Below are 14,127 nucleotides of genomic sequence, written 5' to 3' on the forward strand. Positions count from 1 at the left end.
GCTCGCCTCGGCCCCGCTCCCTATCCCCGGGGAGAGGGAGCGGCATCGGCGGATGTGGGAGTACCGGCATGAGCGCACCGCTGCTCGCCCCCGGCGAAACCAACGCCTCGATCACCGACCGGGTGAGCAACCTGGTGCTCGAACGCCCCAGCGGCCGGCTGTGGCTGGTCGCTTTCGCGCTGGCCTTCGTGCTCACCGCCTGGCTGGGCGTCGGCATCGTCTGGCTGCTGGTCAAAGGCGTGGGCATCTGGGGACTGGACATCCCGGTCGCCTGGGCCTTCGCCATCGCCGACTACGTGTGGTGGATCGCCATCGGCATGGCCGGCACCTTCATCTCCGGCGGCCTGTACCTGGCGCGGCAGGGCTGGCGCAACGCGCTCAACCGCTATGCCGAGGCGATGACCGTGTTCGCCGTGTCCGTGTCGGGCATCTTTCCCATCCTGCACCTGGGCCGGCCCTGGTTCTTCTACTGGCTGGCGCCCTACCCCGATCGCATGGGCGTGTGGCCGCAGTGGCGAAGCTCGTTGTTCTGGGACTTCTCGGCCATCGTCGCGTACCTGATCGTGTCGATCCTGTACTTCTACGTGGGCCTGATTCCCGACCTGGCCTCCTTGCGCGACCGCGCCCGCACGCGCGGCAGGCAAGTGTTCTACGGCCTGCTCGCGCTCGGCTGGCGCGGCGAGGCGCGGCACTGGCAGCGCTTCGAGACGCTTAACCTGCTGCTCGCCGCCATGGCGGTGCCGCTGGTGTTCTCGGTGCACTCGATGGTGGCACTGGATTTCTCCGAGGGCCTGCTGCCGGGCTGGCACTCGACCATCTTCCCGCCGTTCTTCGTCGCCGGCGCGCTGTTCTCCGGCTTCGCCATGGTGCTGGTGCTTGGCATCCCGCTGCGCCGCTTCTTGGACCTGGGCGACTTCATCACCGCGCGGCACATCCGCAACCTCGCCAAGCTGATGCTCGCCGCCGGCCTGTTCGTCGACTACAGCTACGCCTCGGAACTGTTCAACGCCTTCTACGGCGGCGACCGCTACGAGGTCGCGCACGCCATGGCCGAGCTCACCGGCGCCTATGCCTGGGTGTACTGGACCATCGTCGGCTGCAACGTGGTGGCGATCCAGGCGATCTGGTTCGAGCGCGTGCGGGAGAACCACGCCGCGTTGTTCTCGATCGCCCTGCTGGTGCTCGTCGGCATGTGGTTCGAGCGCTTCGAACTGATCGTCAGCAGCCTGTACCGGGATTTCCTTCCGTCCAGTTGGGGCATGTTCTATCCCACCTTCTGGGACATCGGCTTCCTGGCCGGCTCCATCGGCCTGTTCTTCCTGCTGTTCCTCTTGTTCGTGCGGCTGCTGCCGGTGCTGCCGATGTTCGAGCTGCGCAAGCTGCGCGCGAAGCTCGGCCGGGAGGCGGCATGAACGAGCGCGGCTGGCTCGCCCGTTTCGACGATGCCCAGGCGCTGCTGCTGGCCGTGCGCGAGCTGCGCCGCCAGGGCTATACGCAGCTGGAGGCCTATACGCCGTATGCGGTGGAAGGCCTGGCCGAGGCGCTCGGACCGGTGCGCGACCGCATCCCGCTGCTGGTGCTGCTGGGCGGGCTGTGCGGCGGCTTCGGCACCTTGTTCCTGGAGTGGTACGCCTCGGTGGTGAACTACCCGATCGACGTCGGCGGCCGGCCCGACGCGAGCTGGCCAGCGTTCGTCCCGGCGGCGCTGGAAATGACCATCCTGTTCGCGGCGCTGTTCGGCGTGGTCGGCCTGTTCCTCGCCAACGGCCTGCCGCGGCTGGTGCACCCGCTGTTCGCCGTGCCGGGCTTCGAGGCGGCCAGCCGCGACGGCTTCTTCCTGTGGCTGCGCGCCGACGATCCGCGCTTCGAGGCAGCGCAGGCGCGCGCGGACCTCGCACGGCTGGCGCCGCTGGCGATCGACGAGGTGGCGCCATGAACGGGCGGCGCCTCGTGCTGGCGCTTTCGCTGTGCGCGCTGGCCGGCTGCGAGCAGGCCATGCACGACATGTACGACCAGCCCAAGTACAAGCCGCTGGCGCCCAGTCCGCTGTTCGCCGACGGCAACAGCGCGCGCACGCCGCCGCCGGGCAGCGTGCCGATGGCGCAGGGGGCGGCGGCCGATACCGCGAGCGGCCGGCACGGACAGATGCCGCTGCTGCCGCCGCCCGGACCCGCGCTGCCGCTGGACGAGCAGGGCCGCAGCCTGGCCCGGGGCGAGGTCGGCGAACGGCGCTACGCCAACCCCTTGCCGGTCACTTTGGCGCTGCTCGAGCGGGGCCGCGAGCGTTTCGACATCTACTGCGCGCCCTGCCACGGCGCGAGCGGCAGCGGCGACGGCATGATCGTGCGCCGCGGCTTCCCGGCGCCGCCGAGTTATCACACCGACCGCCTGCGCAACGCGCCGGACAGCCACTTCTACCAGGTCATCAGCGACGGCTACGGCGTGATGTATCCCTATGCCGACCGTATCGGTCCACACGACCGCTGGGCGATCGTGGCCTATATCCGCGCGCTGCAGCTGTCCCAGCATGCGCCGCGCGACCGCTTGTCGCCGCAGGACCTGGCGCGCCTGCCGGCCACGCCCGTCGAGGGTGGGGAGACGCGGCGATGAGCGGCCGCTGGCTGCGGGTCTCGCGCACCGAGGGCTTCGCCGCGGCGGTCGGCCTGCTGGCGCTGGTCGGCTGCCTGCTGCTGGGCCTGCATGCGCCGCGCGTGGCGCTGCTGTCCTACCTGTTCGCCTGGCTGTTCTGGCTGGCGCCCGCGCTGGGCAGCGTCGGCCTGCTGATGATCCACGCCTTGACCGGGGGCGACTGGGGCCTGGCGCTGCGCCCCGCGCTGCTCGCGGCGAGCCGGCGCCTGCCGTTGATGGCGCTGCTGCTGCTGCCGGTGCTCATCGGCATGGCGGTGCTGTTTCCCTGGGCCGCACCGCACGCGGTGGGCGATCCCGCGCTGGATCGCCAGCGCTGGTGGCTCGACGCGCCGTTCTTCCTCGCGCGCGCGGTGGTGGTGTGGGTGCTGTGGCTGTGGCTGGCGCACGGCATGCGCCGCCGGCTGGGCACGCCGCGGGCCGGGCGCTTCGCCGCCGGTGGCCTGATCGTCTATGCGCTGAGCGTCTCGGTGGCGGCGGTCGACTGGGTGGTCTCCCTGGTGCCGCGTTGGCACTCGACGACCTTTGGCGTCCTGCTGGGCACGGCGCAACTGCTGGCTGCGGCGGGACTGGCCGTGGGGGTCAGCGTGGCCGGCCGCGACCCGGCCGCTGCGGCGTGGCTGCCCAGGCGGCTGAACGACCTGGGCAGCCTCCTGATGGTGCTCGTGCTCGCGTGGGGCTATCTCGCGTTCATGGACTACCTCACCGTATGGATCGCCGACCTGCCCACGGAAACCGTGTGGTACCTGCCGCGGGTGAAGACCGGATGGCGCTGGCTGGGGGCCTTCCTGGTGCTGTTCCACCTCGCGCTGCCGTTCGCGATCCTGCTTTCTCGGCGGGCCAAGCAATGCGCGGCGTGGCTGGCCGGCGTGGGAGGGTGGCTGTTCCTGGCGCAGATCGGCTACGTCGCCTGGCTGGTGCTGCCGGGGCTGCGCACGAGCGCGCTCGCCTGGAGCGATCCGCTGGCGTGGATCGGTATCGGCGGCCTGTGGTGGCTGGGCTACGGCGCGCAACGCCGCGCCGTGCCGGAGGCGGATGCATGAGCCGCCAGCCCGACTCGCACGAGTCCTATACGGTCGCCGCCGGCGTGTTGCACTGGGCCGCGGCGATCCTGGCGCTCAGCCTGCTGGCGGTCGTGCTGCTGGTGTACGTGTGGGCGCGGCCGGTGCTCACCGCCGGCGCGGCGCCGGTGCGGCCGATCCCGCCGCAGCCGCGGCTGCAGCCCGACCCGGCGGCCGACATCGCCGCGGAGCGTTCGCAGCAGCGCTCACGGCTGGAGGGCTACCAGTGGATGGATGGGGCGCACACGGTGGCGCGGATACCGGTTGCACGGGCGATGGAGCTGGTGGCTGCAGGCAAAGGCCTGCCCCTCACCCCAACCCTCCCCCCCGGCGGGGCCGGGGGAGAGGGAGCCACGCTTGAACATCCCGCACGGACGGAGCGCAAGCCATGAGCCACCGCGCGTTCGCCCGCCTTAGCCCTCTCCCCCGAGCGCAGCTCGGGGGAGAGGGTTGGGTGAGCGGGAGGCCTCTGCATCGCCTCGCCGCAGTCCTTCTCATGCTCATGCTCTGGCTGCCGGTCGCTGCGCTCGCCACTCAGGCCCCACCGCCCCCACCGGACATCACCCAACGCGCCGGCTTCGACCAGCACCTCGGCGCACCGCTCCCCATGGACACCCGCTTCCTCGACGCCAACGGCAAACCCGTCGACCTGCGCACGCTCGCTGGCGGCAAGCCGCTCCTGCTCACGCTCGGCTACTACCGCTGCCCCAATCTGTGCGACGTGGTGTTGAACGGCATGGCGCATACGCTGGCAAAGCTCGACCTCGCACCCGGCCGCGACTTCGCGGTGGCCTTCGTCAGTATCGACCCGACTGAAACGCCGGCGGACGCACGCCACACCCAGACGATGCTCGAGCGCATGCATCCGGACGCCCACGTGCCGCAATGGCGCTTCCTCACCGGCGATCAGGCGAGCATCGGCCCGCTCGCCCGTGCGGTGGGCTTCCGCTATTTCTACGACCAGAAGCTCCATCAGTACGCCCACGCCGCGGGTCTGGTGGCGATCACGCCGGAGGGCAAGGTCGCGCAGTACTTCTTCGGCGTGTCCTGGCCGCCGGCCTCGCTGCGCCTGGCGTTGGTGGGCGCCTCGCAGGGCCGGCTCGGCTCGCTGGCCGACCGCCTGGTGCTGCTGTGCTGCGGTTACGACCCGGCCACCGGCCGCTACAGCCTGGCGATCGGTCGCAGCATGCAGGCGCTGGGCGTGGCCTTCGTGCTGGCGCTGGCGTGCTGGCTGGCCTGGCTCCGGGCGAGGGCGCGCGCATGAGCATGCTGCCGCAGGCCTCCAGTTTCGCCCCGGACCTCGACCACCTGTTCGACACGCTGCTGCTGCTGTGCGGCCTGGTGACGGTCGGCGTGTTCGTTGTGATGATCGCCTTCTGCGTGAAGTACCGCCACGGCAGCGCCGCCGAGCGCACGCCCGCGCGGCAGCACCTGGGCGTGGAGCTGACCTGGACGCTCATCCCCTTCGTCCTGTTCATGGGCATCTTCGGCTGGAGCGTGCAGCTGTGGATCCGGCTGCGCACGCCGCCGAAGGACGCCCAGCCGGTCTACGTGGTCGCCAAGCAGTGGATGTGGAAGGTGCAGCACCCGGGCGGCCAGCGCGAGATCGACACGCTGCACGTCCCCGTAGGCCAGCCCATACGCCTGGTGATGACCTCGCAGGACGTGATCCACAGCTTCTACGTGCCGGCCTTCCGCGTGAAGCAGGACGTGCTGCCCGACCGCTACACGGAGCTGTGGTTCACCGCCACGCAGGCGGGCAGCTTCCACCTGTTCTGCTCCGAGTTCTGCGGCACCGACCATGCGCGCATGGGCGGTTCGGTGATCGCCATGGCGCCGGCGGACTACGCGCGCTGGCTGCACGCGCACGCGAGCTTGAGCCTGGCGGCGCAGGGCGAGGCGCTGTTCCGGCAGCTCGGCTGCAGCGGTTGCCACGACCCGCAGTCGGGCGTGCATGCGCCGGACCTGTACGACCTTTATGGCCACACCGTGCCGCTGTCGGACGGCTCGCAGGTGATGGCCGATGAGCGCTACCTGCAGGACTCGATCCTGCTGCCGAAGAAGCAGATCGCCGCCGGCTACGCACCGATCATGCCCAGTTTCGAAGGCCGCATCGGCGCGGAGGACGTGCTGGCCCTGGTGGCCTACCTGAAGACCCGCACCCGCGCGGCGGAGGACAGCCATGAGCACCGTTGAGCGCGCGCCCGCGCCGCGCAGCTACCTGGAGGAAGGCTACGGCCTGCGTTCGTGGCTGACCACGCACGACCACAAGCGCATCGCCATCCTGTACGGCGTCGGCATCACCTTTTTCTTCTTCCTCGGCGGCCTCGCCGCGGCGCTGATCCGCTGGGAGCTGGTCACGCCCGCCGGCGACCTGATGAGCGCGGAAACCTACAACAAGGCGTTCACTTTCCACGGCGTGGTGATGGTGTGGTTCTTCCTGATCCCCTCGATCCCCGCCACGCTGGGCAACTTCCTGCTGCCGCTGATGATCGGCGCGCGCGACGTGGCGTTCCCGCGGCTGAACCTCTTCAGCTGGTACCTGTACGTGGTCGGCGGCCTGTTCACCCTGCTCTGCCTGCTGCTGGGCGGCGTGGACACCGGCTGGACCTTCTACACGCCGTTCTCGACGATGTTCTCCAACTCCAACGTGATGCTGGTGGTGGTCGGCGTGTTCGTGGTGGGGTTCTCCTCGATCTTCACCGGCCTGAACTTCATCGTCACGGTGCACACCATGCGCGCACCGGGCATGACCTGGATGCGCCTGCCGCTGTTCGTGTGGGCGATGTACGCGGTGGCGCTGGTGATGATGCTGGCCACGCCGGTGCTGGCGATGACGCTGGCGCTGATCGGGCTGGAACGGCTGTTCGGCGTGGGCATCTTCGACCCGGCGCTGGGTGGCGACCCGGTGCTGTTCCAGCACTTCTTCTGGTTCTACTCGCACCCGGCCGTGTACATCATGATCCTGCCGGCGATGGGCGTGGTCAGCGAGCTGATCACCCATGGCGCGCGGCGGCGCATCTTCGGCTACAAGTTCATGGTGTGGGCGATCATCGGCATCGCGGTGGTCGGCTTCCTGGTGTGGGGCCACCACATGTTCGTGGCGGGGCAGTCGATGTACGCGAGCATCGTATTCTCGATCCTTTCCTTCATCATCGCGGTGCCCTCGGCGATCAAGGTCTTCAACTGGACCGCCACGCTGTACAAGGGCGACATTTCGTTCGATGCGCCGATGCTCTACGCACTCGGCTTCGTCGGCCTGTTCATGCTGGGCGGGCTGACCGGGTTGTTCCTGGCGGCGACCGCGCTGGACGTCAATCTCACCGACACCTACTTCGTGGTGGCGCACTTCCACTACATCATGGTCGGCGGGGCGGTGATGGCCTACCTGGGCGGCATCCACTACTGGTGGCCCAAGATCACCGGACGGCTCTATTCGGAGGCGTGGGCGCGCTTCGCCGCGATCCTGATGTTCTTCGGCTTCAACCTCACCTTCTTCCCGCAGTACATCCTGGGCTACGAGGGGATGCCGCGGCGTTACCACGAGTACCTGCCGCAGTTCCAGGTGTGGAACGTGCTGTCCTCGGCCGGCGCCACCATCCTGGGCGCGGCCTACCTGCTGCCGCTGTTCTACCTCGCCTGGTCGCTGCGCCACGGCGCGCGCGCCGGCCCCAATCCCTGGGACGCCACCGGATTGGAATGGACCGTTCCCTCGCCGCCGCCCCTGCGCAACTTCGACGAGGCCCCCGAGGTCACCGAAGGCCCTTACGCCTACCGCCGATGAATGCCCGACTCCACCCCGTCCCGGAGCAGTTCGACGACCCCGTGCAGCAGCGCGAGGCGGCCACACTCGGCATGTGGGCGTTCCTGGCCACCGAGATCCTGTTCTTCGGCGTGTTGTTCGCCGGTTACACGCTGTGCCGCGTGCGCTTCCCCGACGCCTTTGCCGAAGGCAGCCGGCATACCGACATGCTGCTGGGCACGATCGAGACCGCCGTGCTGCTGACCAGCAGCTGCGCGGTGGCGCTGTCGGTGCGGGAGGTGCAACTGGGCGGGCGGCGCCTGGCCAGCGCGCTGCTGGCGGCCACCGCAGCGCTCGGCGTCACCTTCCTCGTCATGCACGGCTTCGAATACGTCGCCGAGTACCGCGAGGGGCTGATCCCGGCGATCCATTACACCCAGCAAGGCGTCTATGCGCGCGGCATGGAGATCTTCTACTGCCTGTACTACTTCATCACCGGCTTCCACAGCATCCACGTGATGGTCGGCGTGGCGCTGATGGCGGTGATGGCCTGGCGTACCTGGCGCCGCGCCTACGATGCGGACTACCACACACCGCTGGAGCTCACGGCGCTGTACTGGCATCTGGTCGACATCGTGTGGATCTTCGTCTACCCGTTGGTTTACCTCGTCGGGAGGGCCGGATGAACGCCCGCGCCGCCCGCCCGCAGCGCAGCCACAGGAGCGGCCCGCGGCCGCCTTCGCTGGCGAGCAACCTGGGCACGCTGGCCGCGCTGCTGGTGCTCCTGGCCCTGAGCGCCGGCAGCGCGCTGCTCAGGCTCGGACCGTTCAACGAGGTGGCCAACCTCGGCATCGCCGCGATCAAGGCGCTGCTGGTGCTCGCCGTCTTCATGCGCCTGAAGACCGACAACGCTTTACTGCGCATCGTCGCCAGCGCGGGCTTCGCCTGGCTGTCGGTGATGATCGCGCTGGCGTTGGCCGACGTGCTGACGCGCACGCCGCTGCTGGTGCCCTGGTAGCGGCGGCCTGGCACGCAACGTGCAAACGCTATGAGGGGGACGATTCATCGACACGCTGGCACGATCCAGGCGGGCATCGAGCAAAGGCCCCCGCCTCCGCGACCACGTCGACCGCCTCATGAACGCCCCGTACGACAACCTCCCGTTCCCGCCGCTGCCGCCGTTCGGCGGCTTCCGCGAAGCAGCGCAGGCCTGCCTGGGCTTGCTGGGCGCGCGCACCGGCGTGGGCGCCTGGTACTTCACCCGCGTGGACGGCGAGGACTGGCTGGTGCTGGCCGCGTCGGACGAGCGCTACGGCGTGCGCAGCGGCGACGCGCTCAAGTGGGCCGATTCGATCTGCTCGCGCATGGTGCGCGGCGGGCCGTGCGTGGTTTCCGACGTCAATGCGCAGGCGGACTACGCCCAAGCGCCAATCGTCCGTCGCGGCATCGGCGCCTACCTGGGCGTGCCGGTGCAGCTCGACCACGGCGCGATCGGCACGCTGTGCGCGATCGACCCGCAGCCGATGACGGCGGACCTGGAGCGCTGGCTGCCGGTGGTGAAGCTGTGCGCGCAGATGCTGGCTACGCTGTGGCGCCACGACGTGGACCTCAAGGAAACCCAGCGCCGCGCCGAGCGCGCCGAGCTCGAAGCGATGACCGATCCGATGACCGGCATCTACAACCGCCGCGGCTGGCGCCAGCTGCTGACGCTGGAGGAACAGCGCTGCCGCGACGAGCACACCACCGCCGGCATCGTGGTGGTCGACCTGGACCGGCTCAAGCAGACCAACGACAGCCAGGGCCACACCGCCGGCGACATGCTGATCCAGCGCGCGGCGCAGGAGCTCTCCCGTTCGGTGCGGGCCATCGACGTGGTCGCGCGCCTGGGCGGCGACGAGTTCGTGGTGCTGATCCTCGACGTGGGTCCCACCGAGCTGGCGCGCCAGGCCGGCCGCCTGGAAGAGGCCCTGCGCGCCGCCGGCATCGCCGCCACGCTGGGCTACAGCTGGCGCGGTCCGGACCGCGACCTGGGCGAGGCTTACCGCGAAGCGGACCTGCTGATGCTCGACGCCAAGCGCGGTAGGCAGCACGCGCCGTAGTCGGCGCGCGGGCGCCTCGCTCCGTCGCCAGCCCGCTGAGCGTCTCGCCTGGAACGGAAGACGCAAACGTCCCACCAGCGTGCGCTTCGTCGTGGCCGACGCGACGGCGGGCGCATCCGTGCCGATGGCGACGCGCTAGGCGCGTCGCCATCGGCACGGTTCAGCCGCCCCTGATCGGGAAAGTCTGCGTGCCGCCGGATGCCGTCGGCGCCGGTGCGGCGGAGGGCGTGGTCGAGGCCGGGCGGGCGCTGCCGCACTGGTAGGCGCCCCAGGCCTGCGAGCCGTCGGCCGGTTCGCCCAGCGGCTTGATGGTGTCGGCGTGCATCTTGGCCGCCTCGTTGCGGGCCATCACTTCCAGTTCGTCGCGCACCTTGATGTCGTTGCGGTCAACCGGGCCGACGTGGTCCATCACCGAGACGGTGACCTTGCCCAGGTCGCGGCATTGCGAGACGTCGCCGCTCCAGGCGGTGCGCACCTGCTTGCCGGCCTCGTCCAGGGTGATGCCCCAGGTACAGGCGCCGAGCAGCAGGACGGGGGCGAGCAGCAACAGGGTCTTGCGCATGGATGGCTCCGGCGGGGCAGTCTGGAAGAGGCCATCCTACCCTGGCAGCACCGGGACCGGGCTGAAGGGAAAGCAAAAGCCTTCCCTTCGTTGCGGTCGACCCGGAGGCGCCGGGGAGGGCCGGCTACTTCACCGGTTTGCCGTCGGCATCGAGCACCTGGACCTGGCCCAGCTTCAGCGCCCGCACCGGCGCCTCGATCTGCTTGAGGTCGCCCACGATCACCCAGGTCAGCCGGTCGGGGTGGATCACCTCCGCGGCGGCCGCCTGCACCTGCGGATCCTTCAGCGCCTCGATGCGCGCCTTCTCGGTCTGCACCCAGTCGTCGGGGCGGTCGTACAGGGCGATGTCCTGCAGTGCGCCCATCACCGCCGAGGTGGTCTGATACTCGCCGGGCAGACCGCGCACGTCACCATCCTTGATCTTGGCGATTTCCTGGTGGGTGAGCGGCTGCTTGCCAATCACGCCGCGGGCCTCGGCCAGGATCTGCGCGGCCGAAGGCGCGGTCTTGTCGGTCTGCACCGGGGCGTACATCAGGAACGGGCGCTGGCCCAGCGCGTCGGGCAGGAAGCTGTAGGCGCCGTAGGCCCAATGCTTGTCCTCGCGCAGGTTCATGTTCAGGCGCGAGGTGAACGCGCCGCCGAAGGCGCCGTTCATGGTCTCGATGTCGAGGTTGTTGGCCGCCTTGGTCGAGGGCGCCAGGCTGCCGGCCAGGATCAGGCTCTGCTGCGCGCCGGGCCGGTCGATCAGGTAGACCCGCGGCGACCTGGGCGGCGCCACGGCGGCGAGGTTCTTGGCCGGGACCTTGCCTGCGCCGTGCTTCCAGTCGGCGAACACCTTGTCGAGCTGCGGAATGATCTTGGCCAGCGTGGTGTCGCCGGCGACGAGGATCTTGACGTTGTCCGGACGGATGAAGTCGCCCATGAAGCGGCGCATGTCGCCCACGTCGAGCGCAGTTATCGACTCGACCGTGCCCGAGCCGGTGAACGGGATCGCGTAGGCGTGGCCCTCGCCGTAGAGCAGCGGCGGCAAGGTGCGCAGCGCGATGCCGACCGGCTGGCTCTTCTCCTGCGCGATGCGCGCCACCCACTGGCCGCGCAGGCGCGCCACGTCGTCGGCGCGGAAGGCCGGATTGCGCACGATGTCGGCGAACAGGGCGAGCGAAGGCGCCAGCTTGTCGTCGAGCGCGTTGAGCGAGGCGTTGCAGAAGTCCAGCCCGCAGCCGCTGCCGATCAGCGCGCCCAGGCGCTGCTCGCGCTTGGCGATCTCGACCGAGTCCAGGTCCTTGGTGCCTTCGTCCAGCATCGCCATGGTGAAACTGGAGGTGCCCAGCTTGCGGCCCTGGTCGGCCGCGTAGCCGGCGTCGAACAGCAGCTGCACCTGCACCGCCGGCACTTCGTGGCGCTCGGCGAGGGTGACCTCGATGCCGTTGGCAAGCTTGCCGTGCTGCAGCGTGGGGAAGGTCAGGCTGGGGAAGCTCGTCACCTGCGGCACGCCCTTGCTGCGGTCGACCGGGCTCTTCACGGTGCGGTAGTCGCCCTTGGCCGAAAGCCTGGGCGCGGGCTTGCCCGGCAAGGCGGCGCGGCCGCCGGCGGTGGCGAAGTCGGTCGCCTCGACCTTGCCCGGCACGACGGTCAGCGTGTAGTCGCCGCGCGCGATCCAGCGGTCTGCGCACGCCTTGACGCTGGCCGGCGTGGCCGCCATCAGCGTGTCGAAGTCCTTCAGGTAGGCGCCCGGATCGCCCTGGTAGAGCTGCCCCTCGGCGAGGATCGAGGCTTGCGTGTTGACCCGCTCCAGCCCGCGCACGAAGGCGGCGCGGATGGTGGTCTTGACGCGTTCCAGCTCGTCGGCGGTGGGTCCGTCCTTGAGGAACTTGGCCCATTCGTCGGCCACCGCGGCCTCGACCTTGGCCGGGTCGGCACCCTTCTTCACGTCCACCTGCAGCTCGAACAGGCTCGCCAGCACGTGCTGTTCGATGTCGACCGAGACGTCGTCGGCGAGCTTGTCCCGGTAGACCAGGCGCTGGTACAGGCGCGAGGTCTTGCCGCCGCCGAGCACCGCCGCGGCCAGTTGCAGCTGGTTGAGTTCCAGGTCGGTGCTCGAGGGCACGTTCCACTCGCGGTAGATGCGCGTCTGCGCCACGTTGTCGGTCATCGCGCCGCGGGTGGACTGGTCGCGCGGCGCGATCCACGGCTGCGGGCGCGGCACCTGCGGGCCGGCGCCGATGTCGCCGAAGTACTCGAGCATCTTCTCCTTGGCCTGCGCCAGGGTGATGTCGCCGGCCAGCACCACCACCGTGTTGGCCGCGCCGTAGTAGTCGCGGAACCATTGCTTGACGTCGGCCAGCGAGGCGGCGTTCAAGTCGGCCATCGAGCCGATCGTGTCGTGGTGGTAGGGATGGTTGGCCGGGAAGGCCTCGGCCTGGATCAGCTCGCCGACGCGGCCGTACGGCTGGTTTTCGTCCTGGCGTTTCTCGTTTTGCACCACGCCGCGCTGCTCGTCCAGCTCCTTCTGGCCGATCGCGCCGAGCAGGTGGCCCATGCGGTCGGACTCCATCCACAGCGCCATGTCCAGCGCGGTGGTGGGCACCGTCTCGAAGTAGTTGGTGCGGTCCAGCCAGGTGGTGCCGTTCTGGTCGGTGGCGCCGGCCAGCTCGAACGGCCGGAAGTACTCGTCCTTGTGGTTTTCCGAGCCCTGGAACATCAGGTGTTCGAAGAGGTGCGCGAAACCGGTCTTGCCCTTGGGCTCGTAGGAGGAGCCCACGTGGTACCACACGCTCACCGCCACCACCGGCGCCTTGTGGTCCTCGTGCACCACCACGGTCAACCCGTTGGGCAGGGTGAAGCGCTGGTAGGCCAGGTCGGGGATCTTCTGCGCCTGGACGGCGGCCTGGGCCGCCGGCGCCAGGCCGGGAAGGGCGATCAGGCCTGCGACGACCAGCGCCAGTGCGGTCTTGGCGGGAAAGCGGCTTGCCACGATGCAACCTCCTGTCTCACGGATGTCTCCCGAGGCTATCGGGCGAGGGCGAGCCAGCACAAGCGCGCTGTCCGCATCGCTGTCCGTCCGGTGTCCGCCGGCGGACCCCGCACTGTCCGCGGACAACCATCGCAGGGCCAGCCCGGGCTGACAAACGTCATTGGATCAAGGGTTTTACCGCCACTGCATCGCTGGCACGGCGCTTGCCAAAGTAATCACGACGGACCCCTTTCCCTGTTTGAAGGAAGCCAAGCCATGAAATTCGAGACCCTGTTGCTGCGCAGCCTCTTCGTCGCCTGCCTGCTGGCGTGCGGATGGATCATGGGCGCGATGCTGTTCACCCCCGGCCCGGTGCAACTGGCGGGTACCGGCGGCGCCCGCATCGGCGCGCTGCTGGCGGCGCCCGCCGCCTGCATGCTGCCTCCCGATGGCGTGGTGTGCCCGCGGCAGGACAGCTGAGCGGCGCCGCGCGGGATGGATCCTGCGCTCGCCGCACGGGATCGGGATAATGGTCCGATGCTGCACGTCATCCTGTACCACCCCGAGATCCCGCCCAATACCGGCAACGCGATCCGCCTGTGCGCCAACACCGGCGCCAGCCTGCACCTGATCCGGCCGCTGGGCTTCGAACTGGACGACGCACGCCTGCGCCGCGCCGGCCTGGACTACCACGAGTACGCCCGCGTCGCCGTGCACGAGGACCTGGCCGCGTGCCTGGCCGTACTGGGCCAACCGCGCGTGTTCGCCTTCTCCACCCGCGGCCGCATCGCGCATGTCGACGTGCGCTACGCGGCGGGCGATGCGCTGCTGTTCGGCTGCGAGACGGCCGGACTGCCCGCCGAGCTGCTGGAGGCGATCCCGCCCGCACAGCGCCTGCGCCTGCCGATGCGGCCGGACAGCCGCAGCCTCAACCTTTCCAACACCGTTGCCGTGGCGGTGTACGAGGCCTGGCGGCAGCTCGGCTTCGACGGCGCCGCGCCCATCGGCGCCTGAGCCGGGAGGGCGATCGCGCCCGTGCAGCCCGCTACGACGCACCCGCTACA

The 14,127-nt window shown here is 69.8% G+C and carries 15 protein-coding genes; 13 read left to right on the forward strand and 2 right to left on the reverse strand.

Annotated features, from left to right (window positions below; translation table 11 throughout):
* Window positions 1-68: 68 nt before the first annotated feature.
* From nrfD to VGU03_RS13845, 11 genes are all read left to right on the forward strand, one after another.
* Complete coding sequence (gene nrfD / locus VGU03_RS13795; protein WP_327481463.1) at window positions 69-1,412, forward strand: NrfD/PsrC family molybdoenzyme membrane anchor subunit; 1,344 nt, start codon at window positions 69-71, stop codon at window positions 1,410-1,412.
* Entirely contained in the window at window positions 1,409-1,936 is a 528-nt protein-coding gene (locus VGU03_RS13800; protein WP_327481465.1) for a DUF3341 domain-containing protein, read from the forward strand. Before nrfD ends, VGU03_RS13800 begins: the two co-directional genes overlap by 4 nt.
* A complete protein-coding gene (locus tag VGU03_RS13805; protein ID WP_327481467.1) occupies window positions 1,933-2,610 on the forward strand; it encodes a cytochrome c in 678 nt (225 codons plus the stop codon). Before VGU03_RS13800 ends, VGU03_RS13805 begins: the two co-directional genes overlap by 4 nt.
* Window positions 2,607-3,689: a hypothetical protein gene (locus VGU03_RS13810; RefSeq protein WP_327481469.1), complete on the forward strand. Its 1,083-nt coding sequence runs from the start codon at window positions 2,607-2,609 to the stop codon at window positions 3,687-3,689. The genes VGU03_RS13805 and VGU03_RS13810 overlap by 4 nt, the downstream gene beginning before the upstream one ends.
* Complete coding sequence (locus VGU03_RS13815; protein WP_327481471.1) at window positions 3,686-4,099, forward strand: hypothetical protein; 414 nt, start codon at window positions 3,686-3,688, stop codon at window positions 4,097-4,099. The genes VGU03_RS13810 and VGU03_RS13815 overlap by 4 nt, the downstream gene beginning before the upstream one ends.
* Window positions 4,100-4,203: 104 nt before the next feature.
* Entirely contained in the window at window positions 4,204-4,971 is a 768-nt protein-coding gene (locus VGU03_RS13820) for an SCO family protein (protein WP_327481473.1), read from the forward strand.
* Complete coding sequence (coxB, locus tag VGU03_RS13825) at window positions 4,968-5,903, forward strand: cytochrome c oxidase subunit II (RefSeq protein ID WP_327481475.1); 936 nt, start codon at window positions 4,968-4,970, stop codon at window positions 5,901-5,903. Before VGU03_RS13820 ends, coxB begins: the two co-directional genes overlap by 4 nt.
* Window positions 5,890-7,491 (forward strand): cytochrome c oxidase subunit I, encoded by a 1,602-nt coding sequence (ctaD, locus tag VGU03_RS13830; protein WP_327481477.1) that lies wholly within the window; start codon window positions 5,890-5,892, stop codon window positions 7,489-7,491. The genes coxB and ctaD overlap by 14 nt, the downstream gene beginning before the upstream one ends.
* Window positions 7,488-8,135 carry a cytochrome c oxidase subunit 3 family protein gene (locus VGU03_RS13835; RefSeq protein WP_327481479.1) on the forward strand — a complete coding sequence of 216 codons (648 nt, stop codon included), beginning with the start codon at window positions 7,488-7,490 and terminating at the stop codon, window positions 8,133-8,135. The genes ctaD and VGU03_RS13835 overlap by 4 nt, the downstream gene beginning before the upstream one ends.
* Window positions 8,132-8,467: a cytochrome C oxidase subunit IV family protein gene (locus tag VGU03_RS13840; protein WP_327481481.1), complete on the forward strand. Its 336-nt coding sequence runs from the start codon at window positions 8,132-8,134 to the stop codon at window positions 8,465-8,467. Before VGU03_RS13835 ends, VGU03_RS13840 begins: the two co-directional genes overlap by 4 nt.
* A gap of 118 nt (window positions 8,468-8,585) precedes the next feature.
* Complete coding sequence (locus tag VGU03_RS13845; protein WP_327481483.1) at window positions 8,586-9,548, forward strand: sensor domain-containing diguanylate cyclase; 963 nt, start codon at window positions 8,586-8,588, stop codon at window positions 9,546-9,548.
* Window positions 9,549-9,708: 160 nt separating this feature from the next.
* Here the strand turns inward: VGU03_RS13845 and VGU03_RS13850 are convergent, their stop codons facing one another.
* Complete coding sequence (locus tag VGU03_RS13850) at window positions 9,709-10,110, reverse strand: DUF4156 domain-containing protein (RefSeq protein WP_327481484.1); 402 nt, start codon at window positions 10,108-10,110, stop codon at window positions 9,709-9,711.
* Window positions 10,111-10,234: 124 nt separating this feature from the next.
* Window positions 10,235-13,084, reverse strand: a complete 2,850-nt coding sequence (locus VGU03_RS13855; protein WP_414655966.1) for a M16 family metallopeptidase — start codon at window positions 13,082-13,084, stop codon at window positions 10,235-10,237.
* A gap of 255 nt (window positions 13,085-13,339) precedes the next feature.
* Here VGU03_RS13855 and VGU03_RS13860 point away from each other — a divergent pair, with 255 nt between their 5' ends.
* Together VGU03_RS13860 and VGU03_RS13865 are read left to right on the forward strand one after the other, a co-directional pair.
* Window positions 13,340-13,543 (forward strand): hypothetical protein, encoded by a 204-nt coding sequence (locus VGU03_RS13860; protein WP_327481486.1) that lies wholly within the window; start codon window positions 13,340-13,342, stop codon window positions 13,541-13,543.
* 57 nt (window positions 13,544-13,600) lie between these two features.
* Window positions 13,601-14,077: a tRNA (cytidine(34)-2'-O)-methyltransferase gene (locus tag VGU03_RS13865; RefSeq protein ID WP_327481488.1), complete on the forward strand. Its 477-nt coding sequence runs from the start codon at window positions 13,601-13,603 to the stop codon at window positions 14,075-14,077.
* Window positions 14,078-14,127 lie beyond the last annotated feature (50 nt).

The sequence above is a fragment of the Frateuria sp. genome (genome assembly GCF_035944355.1).
Taxonomy (GTDB): domain Bacteria; phylum Pseudomonadota; class Gammaproteobacteria; order Xanthomonadales; family Rhodanobacteraceae; genus Frateuria_A.

Excerpts from the sequence above, each read along its gene's own strand:
- nrfD (WP_327481463.1), top strand. The coding sequence starts at position 69 with ATGAGCGCACCGCTGCTCGCCCCCGGCGAAACCAACGCCTCGATCACC.
- VGU03_RS13800 (WP_327481465.1), top strand. The coding sequence starts at position 1,409 with ATGAACGAGCGCGGCTGGCTCGCCCGTTTCGACGATGCCCAGGCGCTG.
- VGU03_RS13805 (WP_327481467.1), top strand. The coding sequence starts at position 1,933 with ATGAACGGGCGGCGCCTCGTGCTGGCGCTTTCGCTGTGCGCGCTGGCC.
- VGU03_RS13810 (WP_327481469.1), top strand. The coding sequence starts at position 2,607 with ATGAGCGGCCGCTGGCTGCGGGTCTCGCGCACCGAGGGCTTCGCCGCG.
- VGU03_RS13815 (WP_327481471.1), top strand. The coding sequence starts at position 3,686 with ATGAGCCGCCAGCCCGACTCGCACGAGTCCTATACGGTCGCCGCCGGC.
- VGU03_RS13820 (WP_327481473.1), top strand. The coding sequence starts at position 4,204 with ATGCTCATGCTCTGGCTGCCGGTCGCTGCGCTCGCCACTCAGGCCCCA.
- coxB (WP_327481475.1), top strand. The coding sequence starts at position 4,968 with ATGAGCATGCTGCCGCAGGCCTCCAGTTTCGCCCCGGACCTCGACCAC.
- ctaD (WP_327481477.1), top strand. The coding sequence starts at position 5,890 with ATGAGCACCGTTGAGCGCGCGCCCGCGCCGCGCAGCTACCTGGAGGAA.
- VGU03_RS13835 (WP_327481479.1), top strand. The coding sequence starts at position 7,488 with ATGAATGCCCGACTCCACCCCGTCCCGGAGCAGTTCGACGACCCCGTG.
- VGU03_RS13840 (WP_327481481.1), top strand. The coding sequence starts at position 8,132 with ATGAACGCCCGCGCCGCCCGCCCGCAGCGCAGCCACAGGAGCGGCCCG.
- VGU03_RS13845 (WP_327481483.1), top strand. The coding sequence starts at position 8,586 with ATGAACGCCCCGTACGACAACCTCCCGTTCCCGCCGCTGCCGCCGTTC.
- VGU03_RS13850 (WP_327481484.1), bottom strand. The coding sequence starts at position 10,110 with ATGCGCAAGACCCTGTTGCTGCTCGCCCCCGTCCTGCTGCTCGGCGCC.
- VGU03_RS13860 (WP_327481486.1), top strand. The coding sequence starts at position 13,340 with ATGAAATTCGAGACCCTGTTGCTGCGCAGCCTCTTCGTCGCCTGCCTG.
- VGU03_RS13865 (WP_327481488.1), top strand. The coding sequence starts at position 13,601 with ATGCTGCACGTCATCCTGTACCACCCCGAGATCCCGCCCAATACCGGC.